The organism is Roseibium sp. AWQ4_290 (assembly GCF_056160985.1).
Genome location: NZ_JBSWYG010000028.1, coordinates 37126 through 52659 on the forward strand (window position 1 = coordinate 37126; position 15534 = coordinate 52659).

The following is a 15534-nucleotide window of genomic DNA, read 5'->3' on the forward strand; positions in this document are numbered from 1 at the left end:
CAACCGATTCGCACCGGGAGATATCGCGTGCCGACCCTGACCCGTCTGATTGTTGTCATCGCCCTGCTTGGCGCGCTTGGCTATGGGGCCGTCTATTCGCTTGCGACCTATGTCGACCCGCGCGAACGGGAGATCACTGTCAGGGTGAAAAAGGACGGCTTCGGACGCTGATGGCAACCGGTTTCGATCTGGAGACTTTTCTGGAAATGCTGGCCGCAGAGCGCGGCGCGGCGGAAAACACACTCGCCGGATACCGGCGCGACCTGGAGGATTTTTCAGACTTTCTCGGCAAGACAAAGATTGCCGCAGCACAGGCTGGTGACATTTCCGCCTATATGAGCGACCTCACCCGGCGCGGCTTTGCCGAAACCTCTCAGGCGCGGCGCCTGTCGGCCCTCAAACAGTTTTTCAAATTTCTCTATACGGAAGGGCTGAGACGAGACGACCCGACCCGGACCCTGTCGGCTCCGAAAAAACGGGCCAGCCTGCCGAAGGTCCTGTCCATGGAGGAAGTGGACCGGCTGATCGAAACCGCCCGGGAGGGCACTCTCAAACCCCATAGTAGCCCGGCCGCCCGCCTGCGCGCCCAGCGCCTCTACACCTTGATCGAAGTGCTTTATGCCAGCGGGCTAAGGGTGTCGGAGCTGGTTGCCCTGCCCCTGACCGCCGCCTTGCGGGATGCGCGGCTGATCGAGATCCGTGGCAAGGGCGGCAAGGAGCGTCTGGTCCCGCTGTCCCACGCGGCCCAGGCCGCCATGAAAGACTATGTGGCGCTGCGCGCTGCCCAAGGCGCCAATGACAAAAGCCCCTGGCTATTCCCCTCCCATGGTGGCAGCGGCCACCTGACCCGCCAGCATTTCGGGCGCGACCTGAAGGATCTGGCCCTGGCTGCCGGGCTCGATACGGCCAAGGTCTCGCCCCATGTGCTGCGCCACGCCTTTGCGTCGCATCTGCTTCAAAACGGGGCGGATTTGCGGGTGGTCCAGCAGCTTCTCGGCCATGCGGATATTTCAACGACGCAGATCTACACCCATGTGCTGGACGAACGGTTGCGCGCCCTGGTGGAGAGCGCCCACCCGCTGGCCAAGCGGTAGAACGGTTGCGGGAAAATCGGAACCGTCGGTTGCTGCCTGACAGAAAAGACTTCAACGCATTAACGAATACTGCGTGTTTCCAGCCAAATTCGAAACACTGCAAACCGGCTCTATTGCACTGCAGCAAACAACACCTTAAACTTGCGCGCCTGACTTCATTGGCCTGACCTTTCCAAGCGGACACTTTCATGCTGCAGCCCACCAGCGACTATGACACGCTGATCGACAGATTTCGCTGGTCGCTTCCAAATAGCTACAATATGGCCGCAGCTGTCAGCGATCATTGGGCGGCACGCGATCCGGACCGGCTGGCCATCCGGCATATCCTGGCAGATGGCACCGCAGAAGACTGGAGCCACCGCCAGCTTAACCGGACCGCCAACCAGTTTGCCAATGCCCTGCGCGGCCTTGGGCTTATGCGGGGCGACCGGGTGGCCCTGTTGCTGCCCCAGGGCCCAGCGACCGCCATGGCTCATCTTGCGGCCTACAAGCTCGGCGCGATTGCCGTACCCCTTGCGGCCCTTTTCGGCCGCGATGCGCTGCGCTACCGGCTGGCCGATTCCCGCGCCAAGGCGCTTGTCACCGATACGGCCGGTCTCGAAAAAGCCACCGGGCTGCGCGCAGGTCTGCCGGAGCTGACCACCGTCATCTCGGTGGACGGGCCTGAGGCAGATGTTCACAGCCTGACCGCCCTGCTGGAGGCTGCGAGCGACCGGTTTGACACGGCTGCGACCACACCGGACGATCCTGCTCTGATGATCTACACTTCCGGCACTACCGGCCAGCCCAAGGGTGTGCTTCATGGGCACCGGGTCCTGATCGGCCATATGCCGGGTATTGAGCTTTCCCAGAACTTCCTCGGCCAAGAGGGAGATCTTTTGTGGACCCCTGCGGACTGGGCCTGGGCCGGCGGTCTGCTCAACGCTCTCTTTCCCGCCCTGGCCCTCGGGGTTCCGGTTGTCTCCCAGGCCGTGCGCAAATTTGACCCGGAAGGCGCTTTTCACCTGCTTCAGAGCCAGGCGATCCGCAATGCCTTCATTCCGCCAACGGCGCTGAAAATGCTGCGCGCCGTCGAGCGCCCAGCCAGCCGCTTCACCCTGAAATGGCGCAGTGTCGGGTCGGCAGGAGAGGCCCTTGGCCGGGAAACCTACGACTGGTTCGCGCAAGAATTTGGTTTTCCCGTCAACGAATTTTACGGCCAGACCGAATGCAATGCTGTGCTTGGGTCCGCTGCGGCGCTCAAGGTGAGCCGCTCCGGGGCCATCGGCAAACCGACCCCGGGACATGAGGTGGCGGTGATCGACGGGACCGGCCACCCGCTGCCTGCAGGGGTGCTGGGCCAGATTGCCGTCAAACGGCCGGACCCGGTCATGTTTCTGGAATACTGGAACAAGCCAGAGGAAACTGCTGCCAAATTCATCGGTGACTGGATGGTCACAGGTGATCAGGGCCAGAGGGATGAAGACGGCTATATCCATTTCATCGGACGGGATGACGACATCATCACATCCGCCAGTTACCGGATCGGGCCGGGGGAGATTGAGGACTGCCTGCTCAAACATCCCGCAGTGGCTTTAGCCGCGGCTGTCGGCAAGCCAGACCCGCTGCGCACGGAGATCGTCAAGGCCTTTATCGTGCTGAAACCCGGTGAGACCGCGAGTGCAAAACTGAAAGCTTCAATCACCGATTTTGTCCGTACCCGCCTGTCGGCCCATGAATATCCCCGCGAGGTGGAGTTTGTGACCTCTTTGCCCATGACCACCACCGGAAAGGTGATCCGCCGCCTGCTGCGGGATCAGGGGTAGACACTATTTCTGAAGTATTAGCCTGGTTTACGCGCCAGCCAGGCTTTGACCTTGCGCACCGCCTGTTTCAGGCGGCGTTCCAGGGCCATATCGGCCCGGCAAATCCCCATGGCCACGGCGCCTGCAGAGCCCGTGCCCAGCACCAGCGTGGCCAGTTCCAAACGGCCGCGCCAGAGCGGCTCGATCATGGGGTGGCCCGGAATGGCCAGGGAGTCGGCCTGCCTGAATCCCGGCCGCGCCAGATTGTCCCGGAACACTTTCATCATAAGCTGGACACCTGGAGAATAACGCGCAAAGTCTTCATCGAAGGCAATTTTCCAGGTCAGGACATGGCCGCCATCTTCGAAAGACACCAGACCGGCCACCAGCGTGTCCCCGGCTGAAAGCGTATCGATGCGAACCGCATCGGCCTCGGAAAGCGCCTGCACCGCCTGCCGGGAGAACCGGGCCGTCCCGTCGCGGCTCTTGAGGGCCGTACCGCCCTGGCCCTTCCACCCCTTGGCCTCAAGATCCAGAAAGGCTTCGAACTGCGTACAGGCATCCGCACCGCGCACGGTCTCAAAGCGCACCGGGCCATGATCTTCCAGCCGGCGCAGCAAGCGCCGTATTTCCTTGCGACGTTTGCCTGAAAACGCTTCTTCAAACTGGCCTTCGCCCTCTTCTGCACCGGCATGACACGCCCGCGCGGCGCGGCCTTCCAGCACCGTTTGCACACCGGCAAGACCCTGAAGCCGGTGTGCCGTCTCAGACGCAAGGGGCAGATAGGGAAGAACCAGCACCTGAGCGGCCCCGGCCGCCGCCGTGACAAACATGCGGAGCGCCGCGTCATCGGCCTGCGGATGCAGGAGCGGTGTGCCAAGCGGGGCATAGTGCGTTGTCCAGACCATGGCGGCGGGGCATACAAGACCGGCGGCACGCCGCCCGATGGGCGCAGCCACCAGCCAAAGCCCGGTGGTTTTGTGCCGGACCACCAAAAGACGGACCTGCGCCGCGCCCATGCCCCCCAGATAAGCCCGCAAGAAGCCCGGCCCGAAAAACGGATTGGGATCAAGCGCGGCCTCCGCGAGCGCCAACCAGGCGTCCAGCGGCAGATCCGCGTCCACAGGATCCAGAAACACGGTCTCCAGAGCGCTGGCCTCTCCCGCCTCAACCGCCATGGGCGCGGCCTTTCGACGGCGCCATGAGGGGCAGCACGAAGGTTGTCACGTTCAGGTGCCGCCGGGCGGCCCGGGCCAGCAGAGCCGCCTCGGCGATGATGGCCAGGCTGGTGGCAACCGCCGCTCCTTCCAGGCCCAGAAGGGGAATGAACAGCAGGTTCAGCCCCACATTGAGCGCGAAAGTGACCCCGTAAATGGCGGCGCAGCTGTTCTGGTGGCCGGTCATGGACAAGAGCGCATCAGCCGGACCGACCGATGCCCGCGCCAGGACCCCAATCAGAAGCAGACCGATCAGCGGATATCCGGCCTCAAAACCGCTACCAAACAGCCGCAGCAGCAGGGGCGCTACCAGCAAAAGCCCGGCCCCGGCGGCCAGGGACGGCCAGAAGGTCCACAAGGTGGCCTGCCGGGAATAGGCGGCCAGGCCGGCAAGATCGCTGGTGTGAATGTAGCTGGAAAACCGGTGGGCGGAAGCCGCACGAACGGCAAAATAGACAAAATGCACCAGCGCCAGCGTCTTGGAGGCCGCAAAATAGACAGCCACCTCATGCGGGTCCCGGAACAGGCTGACCATGATCACATCGGCGCTGGTGATCAGCTGCAAAAATCCTTCCACCATCAGCATGGGCAGGGAAATCGCCAGCCAGGACCTCATATCGATCCGCACCGGCCCCTTTGGCACCTGTTGCGGCAATCTGCGCCGCAGATGGAGGTATTGATAGACGGCGACCAGACCGGTCGCCACGACCGCAAGAGTGGCAGCGGAGGTGGCCGTCGCCGGGTATCCGGCGACAAGGGCCACGATCAGAAGGACGAGAATGGTCAACGGGCGCCAGATATAGGTCGGCAGCATGGCAAGCGACGGCCAGTCATGGCTGCGGGCAATCCCGTCCTGCACAAGCCCAAAGGCGAAGAACGGCAGCGCCAGCGAAACGATCAGCAGCGGCTGCACATAGGACGGGTCCAGAAGCGGCCGGGCCAGAGCAACCAGACTGGCAGCCAGCACCGAGACCCCGGCGCCGATCACAAAGGCCAGCTGGCGGCTTGTGCGCAGAAACCCGCGCAGCCCGTCCAGATCCCCGGATTGCCGGTATTGCGGAATGAAGCGGCTGGCGGAAGTGGAAAAGCCGCCGCAGGCCATCACCCCAAGAACAATCACACAGGTCCACGCAACCGAATAAATGCCGTAGTTATGGGCCCCCAGGAGCCGCGCCAGGGCAATTTGGGACAGAAAGGCAAGCGCAGCGCCCGCCACACGCACGGCGAAAGTGGTCATGGCCATGCGGCCTGCCGCGCGGTCGTCCGAACTGCCGGACCCGCGAAGAGACGCCAGCAGTGGCACGATCCGGCCCAGCCCCTGAAACCAGGCGGCGTCTTGGAAACGCTTCGTCCAGGAGGTCGCGGTAGATCGCACGTGCAAGGCCCTTGAAACACTCTTTCCGTATTTATGACACGAGGGGCTTAACATTCCGTCGCCGGAATGCCCCATGAAAGACAGCGTTTCTTCAATCAGATGGGCCCTTGCAGGGACCTGGAAAGAGGCAAAACGGCCTCTCTGGACACAAAGACGGCAGGCCTTTGGGCTTTGCCTGTTGACAGGCGGCTGAAAATTAGAACAAATAAGGAACAAACGTTTCAAGCTGGCCGAAGATCTTCTTCCGGCTGAACCGTTTTGCGGGCTGTCCGGATTGCCTCCCCGGTGTGTACTGTCCCGCCTGTTCGATCCGGTCCCCCTCCCGCCGCTTTGAGGGGGGACCGGATTTTTTTGACACCAGGTGACTGGTACCGCCAGCTGCCAGCCTCTCAGGTCCGGCCGGACTCTATGCGTCCACCGCCTCAACATAGTACCAGCGGCCAGCTTTTTTCCGGAACCGGCTGCATTCCCGGTGAATGTTCAAACGGCCTCCGGAGAGATATTTCGCTTCAAAAAGCACCGTCCCGTCCCGGTCTTTTGGTCCCCCCGCCTCGCTGTCCAGCACCCTCAAACCGGTCCAGTGGTTTTCCGCCGCCCAGGCGGCCACCCCGGTCTCATCAAATCCCGGTTGGAACTTCGGCCACAAGGTCACCTTGAGATAGGAAATCTCCTGGCGCACATAGGCGCTGTAGCGGGAGCGCATCAGGGCTTCGGCCGTATCCGGCACCGCCAGGCCATCCAGAAAAGGTCCGCAGCAACTTGTGAAAGGCCGCCCGGAGCCACAGGCACAGATTTCCTCAGACACGGGGTGATCCTCCGGGGTGTTTCATGACAGTGTCCTGCGGTCTCTACCACTTGTTCTCCCGCCCGGCTATGGTCTCCCGGCAGCTTCCACGGAGCCGGGCCGAGCCTCATGCGACTTGCCACGTTCAATCTTGAATCCTTCGGCTCGGACCGGTTTGATCCGGAGACGCTTGCCCCGCGCCTCACCGCCCTGCGTCCCCGGCTCTGCGAGCTGGAGGCCGACATCGTGTGCCTTCAGGAAGTCAATGCCCAGAAAGTCTCCGGAGCAAGCATACGCCAGTTCCTGGCCCTTGACCGTCTGATCACCGGAACACCCTATGAGCACTACCATAGGGCCACCAGTGAACGGGCGCCCGGCAAAGGCCCCAATTCCCGGCACAATCTGGTCATTCTGTCCCGGTACCCGATACTCGCCCAGGACAGCCTGTTTCAACAGCACGCCCGGCCTCCTCTCTGGCAGCCCGTGACCGCCGATCCCGCCTATGACAGCCCGCAGGAGATCACGTTCGAACGGCCGATCCTCAGAACCAGGCTGGATGCGGGCCGCGGCGGCCCGCTGCATCTTTTTGCCGTTCACTTGCGCGCCCTGCGCGCCGCGCCGGTCCGGGGCGGCAAGACCTCCGCCCGGACCTGGAAAAGCACCGCGGCCTGGGCAGAGGGCTACCAGCTGTCCATGCTGAAGCAGATCTCGCAGGCTTTGGAGCTCCGGCTGGCGGTGGATGCCGTGTTCGATCAGGACGAGAGCGCCCGGATCATTGTGACCGGGGATTTCAACGCCAGCGGCGAAGCGGTTACCTTGCGGCTGCTCAGGGCCGACCCTGCGGACACCCGCACGCCGGGGCTGGAGCACCGGCGCCTTTACCAGCTGGATGCGTCCCTGCCGCTTGAACAGCGCAAGACCGTGCTGCACAGGGGCAAGGGCAGAGCGCTCGACCATATCCTGGCCAGCCCCGCCATGACCGGCAGAACCATTAGCGTCCGTGTCTTCAATGCCGGGCTCGACGCAGAAGCTTCCAAGCAGGACCCTGGATCGGATCACGCCGCCATGTGCGCCGAATTCGATCTCTAGAAGATGGTCAAGAGCAGGCCGCCCGCGGCTCAGTCTGGCGCGAGTGAGCGGATATAGGCGGCCAGATTGGCCGTCTCGATGGTGCCCAGGTTCATATCCGGCATGTTGGGATGGGGATCGGCCAGAAAGGTTGCCAGCGCCGCCTCGCTCCACTCGGGATCTTTTGCCATATCGTAAAAGCTCGGCAGGGAGACGCTGGACGCGCGCGCCTGATCTTCAGAAACGATATGGCACGCTGCGCACCATTGCAGGGCCAGCTTCTTGCCGGCAACACGATCGGCCCCATGTGCGGCGGAGGCCATTGCCGCAGTCAGGACACCCGCAATCACCAAGTGCAGAACGCCTTTGGGAAGCCTGGGCAGGGCGGAAGGGGCCAGGTCATCGGCATACCAGTGCATGGATTGCTCCTTGTGGCTGATGGATCTCTGAGACCTGAAGCCTGCAGGGTTTGCGGGCGCCTCTCCTTGCGCTACGTCAATTGCAGCACCGGCATCAGCAACTTAATCGCGCTTTTTCTGTTGCACCTGCCCTGAGGCTTCGACACACTCGGCTCATGTGCAATCCCAGGAGAGTGATATGTCCCCCCGCCTGAGACCCTTGATCCGCGCGGCCGCTGCTGCCGTCTTCAGCTTGTCCGCATCGGTGTCCTTTGCCCAGGAGACGACACCGATCTATTCCCTGAAGGACCGGTTTCACCCGGTGACGGCACAACAGGGCATGGTCGCCAGCCAGGAGGCGGTGGCCACCGGCGTTGGCCTTGAGATCCTCAAAAAAGGCGGCAACGCGGTGGATGCCGCCATTGCCACGGGCTTTTCGCTTGCTGTCACCCTGCCGCGCGCGGGCAATCTGGGCGGCGGTGGCTTCATGATGATCCACATGTCCGGAACGGGGGACACCCAGGCGCTCGACTACCGGGAAAAGGCTCCGGTTGCGGCCTTCAAGGATATGTTTCTGGGCTCGGACGGCGAACCGGACAAGCAGAAGTCGCGCTTTTCCGGCCTTGCCATAGGAGTTCCGGGCACGGTGGCCGGATTTGAAGCCGCGTTTCAAAAGTATGGCAGCGGTCAGCTGACCTGGGCGGATCTGCTCGCGCCGGCTATCAAGCTGGCCGAGGAAGGCATTACGGTAACCCCCGGGCTCTCATCGGCCCTGTCCGCCCGCACCGAGCGGCTGACCAAGGATCCGGCCACGGCGGCGATTTTCTTCAAAAACGGCACCACACCCTATCAGCCGGGGGAAACTCTGGTGCAAAAGGACCTGGCCCAGACCCTGAAGCTGATCGCGGAGAAGGGCGCTGACGGCTTTTATAAGGGGCCGACCGCCGAACGGATCGCCGCCAAGGTGCAACAGGCCGGTGGCGGCATGACAGCAGAGGATCTGGCGGCCTATGCGCCGGTCTGGCGCAAGCCGGTCACTGGCAGCTACCGGGGCTATGAGATCGCCTCCATGCCCCCGCCCTCGTCCGGCGGGGTGCATATCGTCCAGATCCTGAACATTCTGGAAGGCTTTCCGATGGCCGAATTCGGCCCCAACGCGGCCGACACTGTGCATGTGATGGCCGAAGCCATGCGCCGGGCCTATGCCGACCGGTCGAAATTCCTCGGCGACCCGGATTTTGTCGATGTGCCGGTGGCCGGACTGACCTCAAAGACCTATGCCGCCGAACTGGCCAAGGCCATCCGCATGGATGCCGCGACGCCCTCCGAAGAGGTCCGCCCCGGCGATCCCTATCCTTATGAAAGCAACGAGACCACCCATTTTTCCGTTGTCGACAAGGACGGCAATGCGGTCTCCAACACCTACACGCTGAACTTTTCCTATGGCGCGGGCCTGACCGCCGACGGAACCGGTGTTCTCCTGAACAACGAGTTGGATGACTTTTCCGCTAAACCAGGCACGCCCAATGCCTATGGGCTGATCGGGGGAACCGCCAATGCGGTGGAAGGTGGCAAGCGCCCGCTGTCCTCCATGAGCCCGACGCTTGTGTTCAAGGATGGCAAGTTCTTTCTGGCGACCGGTTCGCCCGGGGGCAGCCGCATCATCACCACCACCTTGCAGGTGATCATGAACATCGTCGATCACAAGATGAACATCGCCGAGGCGACCGCCGCCCCCCGGATCCACAATCAATGGCTGCCGGACGAAATCCGCATCGAGGAAGGCGTCTCCCCCGATACGGTCCGGCTGCTGGAAAGTCGGGGCCACAGGGTCACGGTCAAGAATGCCATGGGCTCGACCCAGTCGGTCATGGCCGTGGACGGCGCGCTTGCGGGCGCTTCCGATCCACGCCGGGAGGGCGCCCTGACAGCTGGTTACTGAGCCGCTTGCGGCGGCAGGTCAGGGCCGGTGTCCGGATGGGGCACCAGGCCCTGCCCGTCCAGATCCTTCAGGTGGCGGAAGAAACTTTCCACCGACACGGCCAGGAACGAGGCCAGCAGGACGCCGACATAGGTGGAATGCTCCAGAAGCTCCGCCCGGTCGCCAACAACGACATCGAAAACGGTAAAGCCGAGGAAGACGGCAATTGAGACGGCAATTGCAAGATCCGTCCGGTAGGCCACCCCCGGCACCCCCCGCAGCAGGCGCAGGCCAGCCCAGACGAAAAAGCCCGCGGCGGCAAATTCAACCAGGCCCGCAAAGACAAGTGTGGCCTGCACAAAAGCCGGGTCCAGCGCCAGCTTGTCAAAATAGAGCGTGAATTTTTCCACCCGGTGATTGCCGTGCCAGTTCAACAGGCCCAGATCCGTGCGGGCAAAGAATTTGTCGAGCCCGTTCAAAAGCCAGAATGAGAACCAGAACAGGATGACACTTGCAGTAATGGGGTGACGAAACACGTTCATAATATCTTACATTGTAAAATTGAAGATAACACAACCCTTAGCAACCATTACTTGAAATAAGGTAAGGAAAATGTCCTGCGCCCCAAAAAAGTTCCTTTAGGTTACCATTTCTCGAATCCCGATGCGCAAGCGCCTGCGGAGCTGCCGGCATTCCGGCGATTGACAGCCTGAAACCCCGGTGCTAGCGCTAGTTCAAAGCGCTTTGAAACCTCTGCGGAGCGCCCTTCCAAACACATGAAATCAACAGGGAGAAACGGTCATGCCGATCAGAACCGTGGTCTGGGGCGAAAACGTCCATGAACAGCATAACGAGATTGTCGCCCGGACCTATCCAGGCGGCATGCACACCTGCATTGCCGATGCCCTGAACACCGACCCCGGGATCTCCGCGACGACGGCCACCTTGCAGGAGCCGGAGCATGGCTTGAGCGCTGCCCGGCTGGCTGAGACCGATGTGCTGCTGTGGTGGGGGCATGCCGCCCATGGAGATGTGGACGATAAGGTGGTGGAGCGGGTCTGCGACGCGGTCTGGTCCGGCATGGGCATTTTATTTCTGCATTCGGCTCATTTTTCCAAGCCCTTCAAACGGCTGATGGGCAGCCCCTGCAACCTGACCTGGCGCGAGGCCGGAGAGCGCGAGCGCCTGTGGGTCACCAGCCGCAACCACCCGATCACGCAAGGGCTGGGCGACAGTTTCGAGCTGGAGATGGAAGAAATGTATGGCGAGCCTTTTGGTGTGCCGGAGCCGCTGGAAACCGTCTTCATCAGCTGGTTCCAGGGCGGAGAAGTATTCCGCTCCGGTCTCACCTACAAACGCGGCGCGGGCAATGTCTTCTATTTCCGTCCCGGCCATGAGACCTACCCGACCTATCACGACCCCACCGTACAGCGTGTCTTGAAAAACGGGGTCAAATGGGCCTTCAACCCCATGGCCCGGCTGGCAGACCCCAATGTGGCGCCGAATGTACCCGTGTCCGAGGCCCTCGAACCCATTGAGGAACGTGGACCAAAACTTCACGCTGAAGGCGAAGACGGCTTCCGCTGATCCCGCGCGCGCCCTTTTTTCCGGCCCGCCCCCTCTTTTCAGGAAGAAACAGACCATGGCCCAACAGGACACTCCGGTCCGCATTCTGATCCTCGGCACCGGCAACATGGCTGCCCATCATGTGGAGGCCTATCAGGCTCTGCCCGGCGTTGAGGTGGTGGGCGGGGTTGACCGCCGCCCCGGCCCCTTGAATGCGTTCTGCGACCGCTTTGCCATCGGGCACCGGTTTGACACCCTGGAAGAGGCACTCGCCTGGGGTGCGTTTGACGCGGTTTCCAATGTCACTCCCGATGCCGCCCACCACCCGACCACCCTGCCGCTGCTGGATGCCGGAAAACATGTCCTGTGCGAAAAGCCGCTTGCGACCAATCAGGCAGATGCGGCCGCGATGGCCGAGCGGGCCCGGCAAAAGGGCGTCATTGCCATGGTCAATCTCAGCTACCGCAATGTCGCCGTCCTGCAAAAGGCGGCGCAGCTGGTGGCCGAAGGGGCAGTTGGCCACCTCCGGCACTTTGAAGCCTCCTATCTGCAAAGCTGGCTGACCCAGTCCGCCTGGGGCGACTGGCGCACGGAAAGCCAGTGGCTGTGGCGCCTTTCAAAGGCCCATGGCTCCAAGGGGGTCCTGGGGGATGTGGGCATTCACATTCTGGACTTTGCCACCTTTGCCGCCGGAAGCCCGGTAACCGAACTCTCCTGCCGGCTGAAGACCTTTGACAAGGCAGAGGGCAACCGGATCGGAGAGTATCCGCTGGATGCCAATGACAGTTTCACCCTGCAGGCGGAGCTTGCCAATGGCGCGCTTGGCACCATCAGCGCCAGCCGCTTTGCCTCCGGCCACCTGAATGACCTGCGGCTGCGCCTCTATGGTGATCTCGGCGGCCTCGAAGTGCTGTTTGAAAACGCCGTTGAAAGCCTGCGGATCTGCAAGGGGCCGGATCTTGACAGCGCCCGCTGGGAAAAACTGGACGTTCCCGAGGTGAAAACCGTCTATGAGCGCTTCGTCGGCGCCATCCGCGGCAAGGGGTCCCCGGAGCCGGATTTTGCCCATGGCGCCCGGCTTCAGGCCGCCCTCGATACCGCCGAACAATCCGATGCGGACAATGGCCGGTTCCTGCCGGTTCCTGACATCCTTTGACACGTGGCACGGTCATCCGGCTTGAAATGCCAAACGGCGGAGCTGGAAGCTCCGCCGTTCACAAGGGTACTTTCGCAAGGCACCACCGCCCGCTGGCCTCTGGAAGCGGTTTGCGCGCGATGTGAGGTAACTCTAGCGCAGTCTTTCTGACACTTCGTTCACCCCGGTCTTCAGGTTTTCCGATAATTTTAGACGAAACCCGCCGATCCAGAAAAAGACGAGAAAAAAACCCGGTTCTAGGATGCAGAAAAATCCGGATTTTTTTCAAGGACCCGAAAGCCCCCCCTTCAGGGCCGGCTTTTTGACCCGTCTATTCAGCAGCGCCGCCCTTATTTTTCACAGCGGAAAGACGCCGTCGGCAGCGACCATCCACCTGTCGGAATGGTGGAGGCGTAAACCGCATTCTTACCGTGTTTCTGGCATTCCTCTTGCGCCAATTGCGCCATCTTGGCCGGATCATACATGGCCGGATCGTATTGAACGAGCACATTGGACGGATTGGACGACACAACACTCTGGCATCCTGACACCAGACAGACAGCCAGGACCACAAACAAATATTTTCTATAAGTCACTGATATTTCAACACGAATCTAATATATTCACAGCACACGATAAAGTGGCACCCAAATGATTTCAAGGCTTTCAGGCAGATCCGCCAAAGCCAGACTTCCCAAAAAGCTTCTTGTTGGCAAATATCTGGAAAGGCGTGCAAAAAAGCAAAAGGCCCAGGACGGTTCCTGAGCCTTTTGGAAACTGGAGCGGGCGATGGGATTCGAACCCACGACCCCAACCTTGGCAACCGGACCAGATCGTTTTCGCCATGCCTGGTTATTCTACGCCATAACGCGAAAATCTACGATCAGTCAATAACTTGCATTGATCGGCGCGCCGCCGGCGGTACGCTGGAAATACCCTTGATTTCCGTTCATCTGCTTCCCCGCTCATGCTGCAACTGCGTGGGGAAGCAAATCGTGCCGCCACCGCTCTCCACGTTCACAGCAGTCCACTGACTCCAAACGACATTTCAAGTTGAAAGGAAACCGGCAATGCCCAAACTCACCAAAAGACTTGTTGACGCACTGCAACAGGACCCGAAACGTGACCAGTTCATATGGGACACCGAGGTTCGTGGTTTCGGGATCCGCGTCAAACCTTCTGGAACCAAGACGTTTCTGATCCAGTACCGAAACTCGGAGCGGCGAACTCGCCGGTTCGTCATCGGGCAATTCGGTGTCGTAACTGTTGAAAACGCCCGCGACCTTGCCAGGAAAAAACTGGCCGCCGTGATCGACGGCAGCGACCCTTCAGCTGAACGCCGTGCCGCACGTCAGGGCATGACCGTTGCGGAAATCTGTGACTGGTACCTCGAAGAAGCAGAAGCCGGCCGTCTCCTCGGACGCAACAGACGTCCAATCAAAGCCTCGTCCGTGGCAGGCGATCGTAGCCGGATCGAACAGCACATCAAACCGTTGATCGGAACGCGTATCGTCAGTCACTTACGGCTTGCTGACATTGAAAGACTTCAGGGGGACATTGCTGCCGGGAAAACGGCACGCTCGCGCCGCCCGGGCCGCGGCGGGCAAACGTCAGGTGGAGCCGGGGTCGCAGGGAGAGCCATTAGCACATTGCGCAGTTTGCTCAATCATGCACGCCGCCTCGGGCTGATCGAACAAAGCCCGGCCAACGGTGTCAGGGTGATCGCTTCGGAAAAACTCAAACGCCGTCTGAGCGCAGGTGAAATTCGTCACCTTGGTAAGGTGATGATGCAGATGGAACACGAGGGCGAACATCCGACCGGTCTTGCTTCAATCCGCGCCATGTTTCTGACCGGGTTCCGGCGAATGGAAGTCCTCGGCATGCGCAAAGAGTGGATCGAAGCAGAAAACAACTGTGTTGCCTTTCCCGAAACGAAATCAGGCGCGCAATTGCGGGCCATCGGAGATGCGGCCGTCGCACATCTGCTCGAAACTGCGAAATCCAATTCCACTCCATTCGTCTTTCCAGCCGACATCGGGGAGGGTCATTTCATAGGTGTTGTGCGTGTGCTTGAGCGGGTTTGCCGGCGGGCCGGATTGAGCGGCGTGACCCCTCATGTTCTAAGGCACACATTCGCAAGCATGGCTGCTTCACAGGGCTTCAGCGAATTGACGATTTCAGGCCTACTCGGTCATGCCCCACGCGGTGTCACACAGCGATATGTGCATCTCGACACTGCACTCGTCATTGCTGCCGATCAGGTAGCGGGCGAGATTGCTCGACTTTTAAATGGGGGAGAAGTGATGTCCGTTCGAGAGGTTAAGCAGAGGCGTTCCAAGTCCGTGTTGCGGGTGCAGATATTATAGTGAAGCTTCGAGGAACTGAGAATAATTGGCAGAAGGTCTGATTTTCGCCTGTCACTCCTTTTCTGTACTGCAAGCCTCCGAAGGCAGAGGTCACAGGTTCGAATCCTGTCGGGTGCGCCAGATTCATATCAACAAAACAGCCACTTAGCAAGGAAAACTCACTTCGACTTGGGTGACGCTACGCTGTACGGAAGCACCGCGGAAGCAGACTCGATCCTGCCATAGTGCGCTATATCGCACCCGCTTCGGCTTCAACCCACTCGGGGCTACGCGCCAATTCCTATTCTGAGGGTCGCGCGTGCGAATCGCGCCGGAGTCAGCTAATTTTTCAATAAGCCACTTAGATCGCACTGTTTCATTTCGATGGTTTGAAACGGTTTTCCCCAAACGAAAGCCTTGGTAGGGGCACGATCAACCGAATCGAAAAATTATTGCAGAAGCTAACGTCGACGCCCGCTATTCCGGCGTTGCTTGCCGCGAAGTCCACGACGGTATTGGACCAAGCCAGATCAGCTTCGCAGCCCTTTGGCGCAGTGGCAACCAAAACCCCGCGCCAGCCAACTTCATCGCTCCGCTGAAAGAACGTTATCCCTCACCTGCCGTCTTGACTGACACTCCGCCGCGCCTTCGCAAACCCACGATCCGTCGCGATAAACCGTTCCAGCATCGGCACGATCAGCCTGGCGGGATCCTCAACCTCCTGCCCGCTCTGCCGCCCAAGAATTTCGGCATAGGCCACCAGTTCCCGATGCAGCTTCGCCGGGAGTTCCACGCTCACCTTGACCGGTTTGTCGTCCGGTAAAGGCCCAAGTTTCAGTTTCACCAT

Annotated in this window: 15 protein-coding genes; 8 read left to right on the top strand and 7 right to left on the bottom strand. The window is 60.9% G+C overall.

The features are described 5' to 3' along the window. Positions 1-27: 27 nt before the first annotated feature. From ACXAH0_RS22715 to ACXAH0_RS22725, 3 genes are all read left to right on the top strand, one after another. Positions 28-171, top strand: a complete 144-nt coding sequence (locus ACXAH0_RS22715) for a hypothetical protein (protein ID WP_475180189.1) — start codon at positions 28-30, stop codon at positions 169-171. Then, positions 171-1094, top strand: a complete 924-nt coding sequence (gene xerD, locus ACXAH0_RS22720) for a site-specific tyrosine recombinase XerD (protein ID WP_475195269.1) — start codon at positions 171-173, stop codon at positions 1092-1094. Before ACXAH0_RS22715 ends, xerD begins: the two co-directional genes overlap by 1 nt. 188 nt (positions 1095-1282) lie before the next feature. Next, positions 1283-2899: an AMP-binding protein gene (locus ACXAH0_RS22725; protein ID WP_475195271.1), complete on the top strand. Its 1617-nt coding sequence runs from the start codon at positions 1283-1285 to the stop codon at positions 2897-2899. A 17-nt stretch (positions 2900-2916) separates the two neighbouring features. On the opposite strand, the gene ACXAH0_RS22730 is transcribed toward ACXAH0_RS22725, so the two are convergent. The 3 genes from ACXAH0_RS22730 to ACXAH0_RS22740 form a co-directional block, all read right to left on the bottom strand. Then, positions 2917-4056: a GNAT family N-acetyltransferase gene (locus ACXAH0_RS22730; RefSeq protein ID WP_475195274.1), complete on the bottom strand. Its 1140-nt coding sequence runs from the start codon at positions 4054-4056 to the stop codon at positions 2917-2919. Next, a complete protein-coding gene (locus ACXAH0_RS22735; RefSeq protein ID WP_475195275.1) occupies positions 4046-5470 on the bottom strand; it encodes a lipopolysaccharide biosynthesis protein in 1425 nt (474 codons plus the stop codon). The genes ACXAH0_RS22730 and ACXAH0_RS22735 overlap by 11 nt, the downstream gene beginning before the upstream one ends. 406 nt (positions 5471-5876) lie before the next feature. Further along, complete coding sequence (locus ACXAH0_RS22740; protein ID WP_475195277.1) at positions 5877-6275, bottom strand: YchJ family protein; 399 nt, start codon at positions 6273-6275, stop codon at positions 5877-5879. 108 nt (positions 6276-6383) lie between these two features. On the opposite strand from ACXAH0_RS22740, the gene ACXAH0_RS22745 reads away from it, so the two are divergent. Then, positions 6384-7343 (top strand): endonuclease/exonuclease/phosphatase family protein, encoded by a 960-nt coding sequence (locus tag ACXAH0_RS22745; protein ID WP_475195279.1) that lies wholly within the window; start codon positions 6384-6386, stop codon positions 7341-7343. A 29-nt stretch (positions 7344-7372) separates the two neighbouring features. On the opposite strand, the gene ACXAH0_RS22750 is transcribed toward ACXAH0_RS22745, so the two are convergent. After that, positions 7373-7741 carry a c-type cytochrome gene (locus ACXAH0_RS22750; RefSeq protein ID WP_475195282.1) on the bottom strand — a complete coding sequence of 123 codons (369 nt, stop codon included), beginning with the start codon at positions 7739-7741 and terminating at the stop codon, positions 7373-7375. A 178-nt stretch (positions 7742-7919) separates the two neighbouring features. On the opposite strand from ACXAH0_RS22750, the gene ggt reads away from it, so the two are divergent. After that, positions 7920-9662 carry a gamma-glutamyltransferase gene (gene ggt, locus ACXAH0_RS22755; protein ID WP_475195283.1) on the top strand — a complete coding sequence of 581 codons (1743 nt, stop codon included), beginning with the start codon at positions 7920-7922 and terminating at the stop codon, positions 9660-9662. On the opposite strand, the gene ACXAH0_RS22760 is transcribed toward ggt, so the two are convergent. Then, a complete protein-coding gene (locus tag ACXAH0_RS22760; RefSeq protein WP_475195284.1) occupies positions 9656-10183 on the bottom strand; it encodes a hypothetical protein in 528 nt (175 codons plus the stop codon). The two genes, ggt and ACXAH0_RS22760, sit on opposite strands and share 7 nt — an antisense overlap. 259 nt (positions 10184-10442) lie before the next feature. On the opposite strand from ACXAH0_RS22760, the gene ACXAH0_RS22765 reads away from it, so the two are divergent. Together ACXAH0_RS22765 and ACXAH0_RS22770 are read left to right on the top strand one after the other, a co-directional pair. Further along, a complete protein-coding gene (locus ACXAH0_RS22765) occupies positions 10443-11228 on the top strand; it encodes a ThuA domain-containing protein (protein WP_475195286.1) in 786 nt (261 codons plus the stop codon). A 55-nt stretch (positions 11229-11283) separates the two neighbouring features. Next, positions 11284-12363, top strand: a complete 1080-nt coding sequence (locus ACXAH0_RS22770; protein ID WP_475195289.1) for a Gfo/Idh/MocA family protein — start codon at positions 11284-11286, stop codon at positions 12361-12363. Positions 12364-12692: 329 nt separating this feature from the next. Here the strand turns inward: ACXAH0_RS22770 and ACXAH0_RS22775 are convergent, their stop codons facing one another. Next, on the bottom strand, positions 12693-12938 hold the full coding sequence (locus tag ACXAH0_RS22775) for a hypothetical protein (protein WP_475195291.1): 246 nt from the start codon (positions 12936-12938) through the stop codon (positions 12693-12695). A 474-nt stretch (positions 12939-13412) separates the two neighbouring features. On the opposite strand from ACXAH0_RS22775, the gene ACXAH0_RS22780 reads away from it, so the two are divergent. Further along, the gene (locus tag ACXAH0_RS22780) at positions 13413-14708 is read left to right on the top strand and encodes a tyrosine-type recombinase/integrase (RefSeq protein ID WP_475195293.1); all 1296 of its coding nucleotides are present in this window, start codon (positions 13413-13415) and stop codon (positions 14706-14708) included. Positions 14709-15300: 592 nt separating this feature from the next. Here ACXAH0_RS22780 and ACXAH0_RS22785 read toward each other — a convergent pair. Next, a complete protein-coding gene (locus ACXAH0_RS22785) occupies positions 15301-15534 on the bottom strand; it encodes a DUF2274 domain-containing protein (protein ID WP_475195295.1) in 234 nt (77 codons plus the stop codon).

Bases quoted from the DNA above. Each gene is read 5' to 3' on its own strand.
- ACXAH0_RS22785 (WP_475195295.1), bottom strand. From the start codon at position 15,534: ATGGTGAAACTGAAACTTGGGCCTTTACCGGACGACAAACCGGTCAAG.
- xerD (WP_475195269.1), top strand. From the start codon at position 171: ATGGCAACCGGTTTCGATCTGGAGACTTTTCTGGAAATGCTGGCCGCA.
- ACXAH0_RS22730 (WP_475195274.1), bottom strand. From the start codon at position 4,056: ATGGCGGTTGAGGCGGGAGAGGCCAGCGCTCTGGAGACCGTGTTTCTG.
- ACXAH0_RS22745 (WP_475195279.1), top strand. From the start codon at position 6,384: ATGCGACTTGCCACGTTCAATCTTGAATCCTTCGGCTCGGACCGGTTT.
- ACXAH0_RS22760 (WP_475195284.1), bottom strand. From the start codon at position 10,183: ATGAACGTGTTTCGTCACCCCATTACTGCAAGTGTCATCCTGTTCTGG.
- ACXAH0_RS22770 (WP_475195289.1), top strand. From the start codon at position 11,284: ATGGCCCAACAGGACACTCCGGTCCGCATTCTGATCCTCGGCACCGGC.
- ACXAH0_RS22750 (WP_475195282.1), bottom strand. From the start codon at position 7,741: ATGCACTGGTATGCCGATGACCTGGCCCCTTCCGCCCTGCCCAGGCTT.
- ACXAH0_RS22725 (WP_475195271.1), top strand. From the start codon at position 1,283: ATGCTGCAGCCCACCAGCGACTATGACACGCTGATCGACAGATTTCGC.
- ggt (WP_475195283.1), top strand. From the start codon at position 7,920: ATGTCCCCCCGCCTGAGACCCTTGATCCGCGCGGCCGCTGCTGCCGTC.
- ACXAH0_RS22765 (WP_475195286.1), top strand. From the start codon at position 10,443: ATGCCGATCAGAACCGTGGTCTGGGGCGAAAACGTCCATGAACAGCAT.
- ACXAH0_RS22780 (WP_475195293.1), top strand. From the start codon at position 13,413: ATGCCCAAACTCACCAAAAGACTTGTTGACGCACTGCAACAGGACCCG.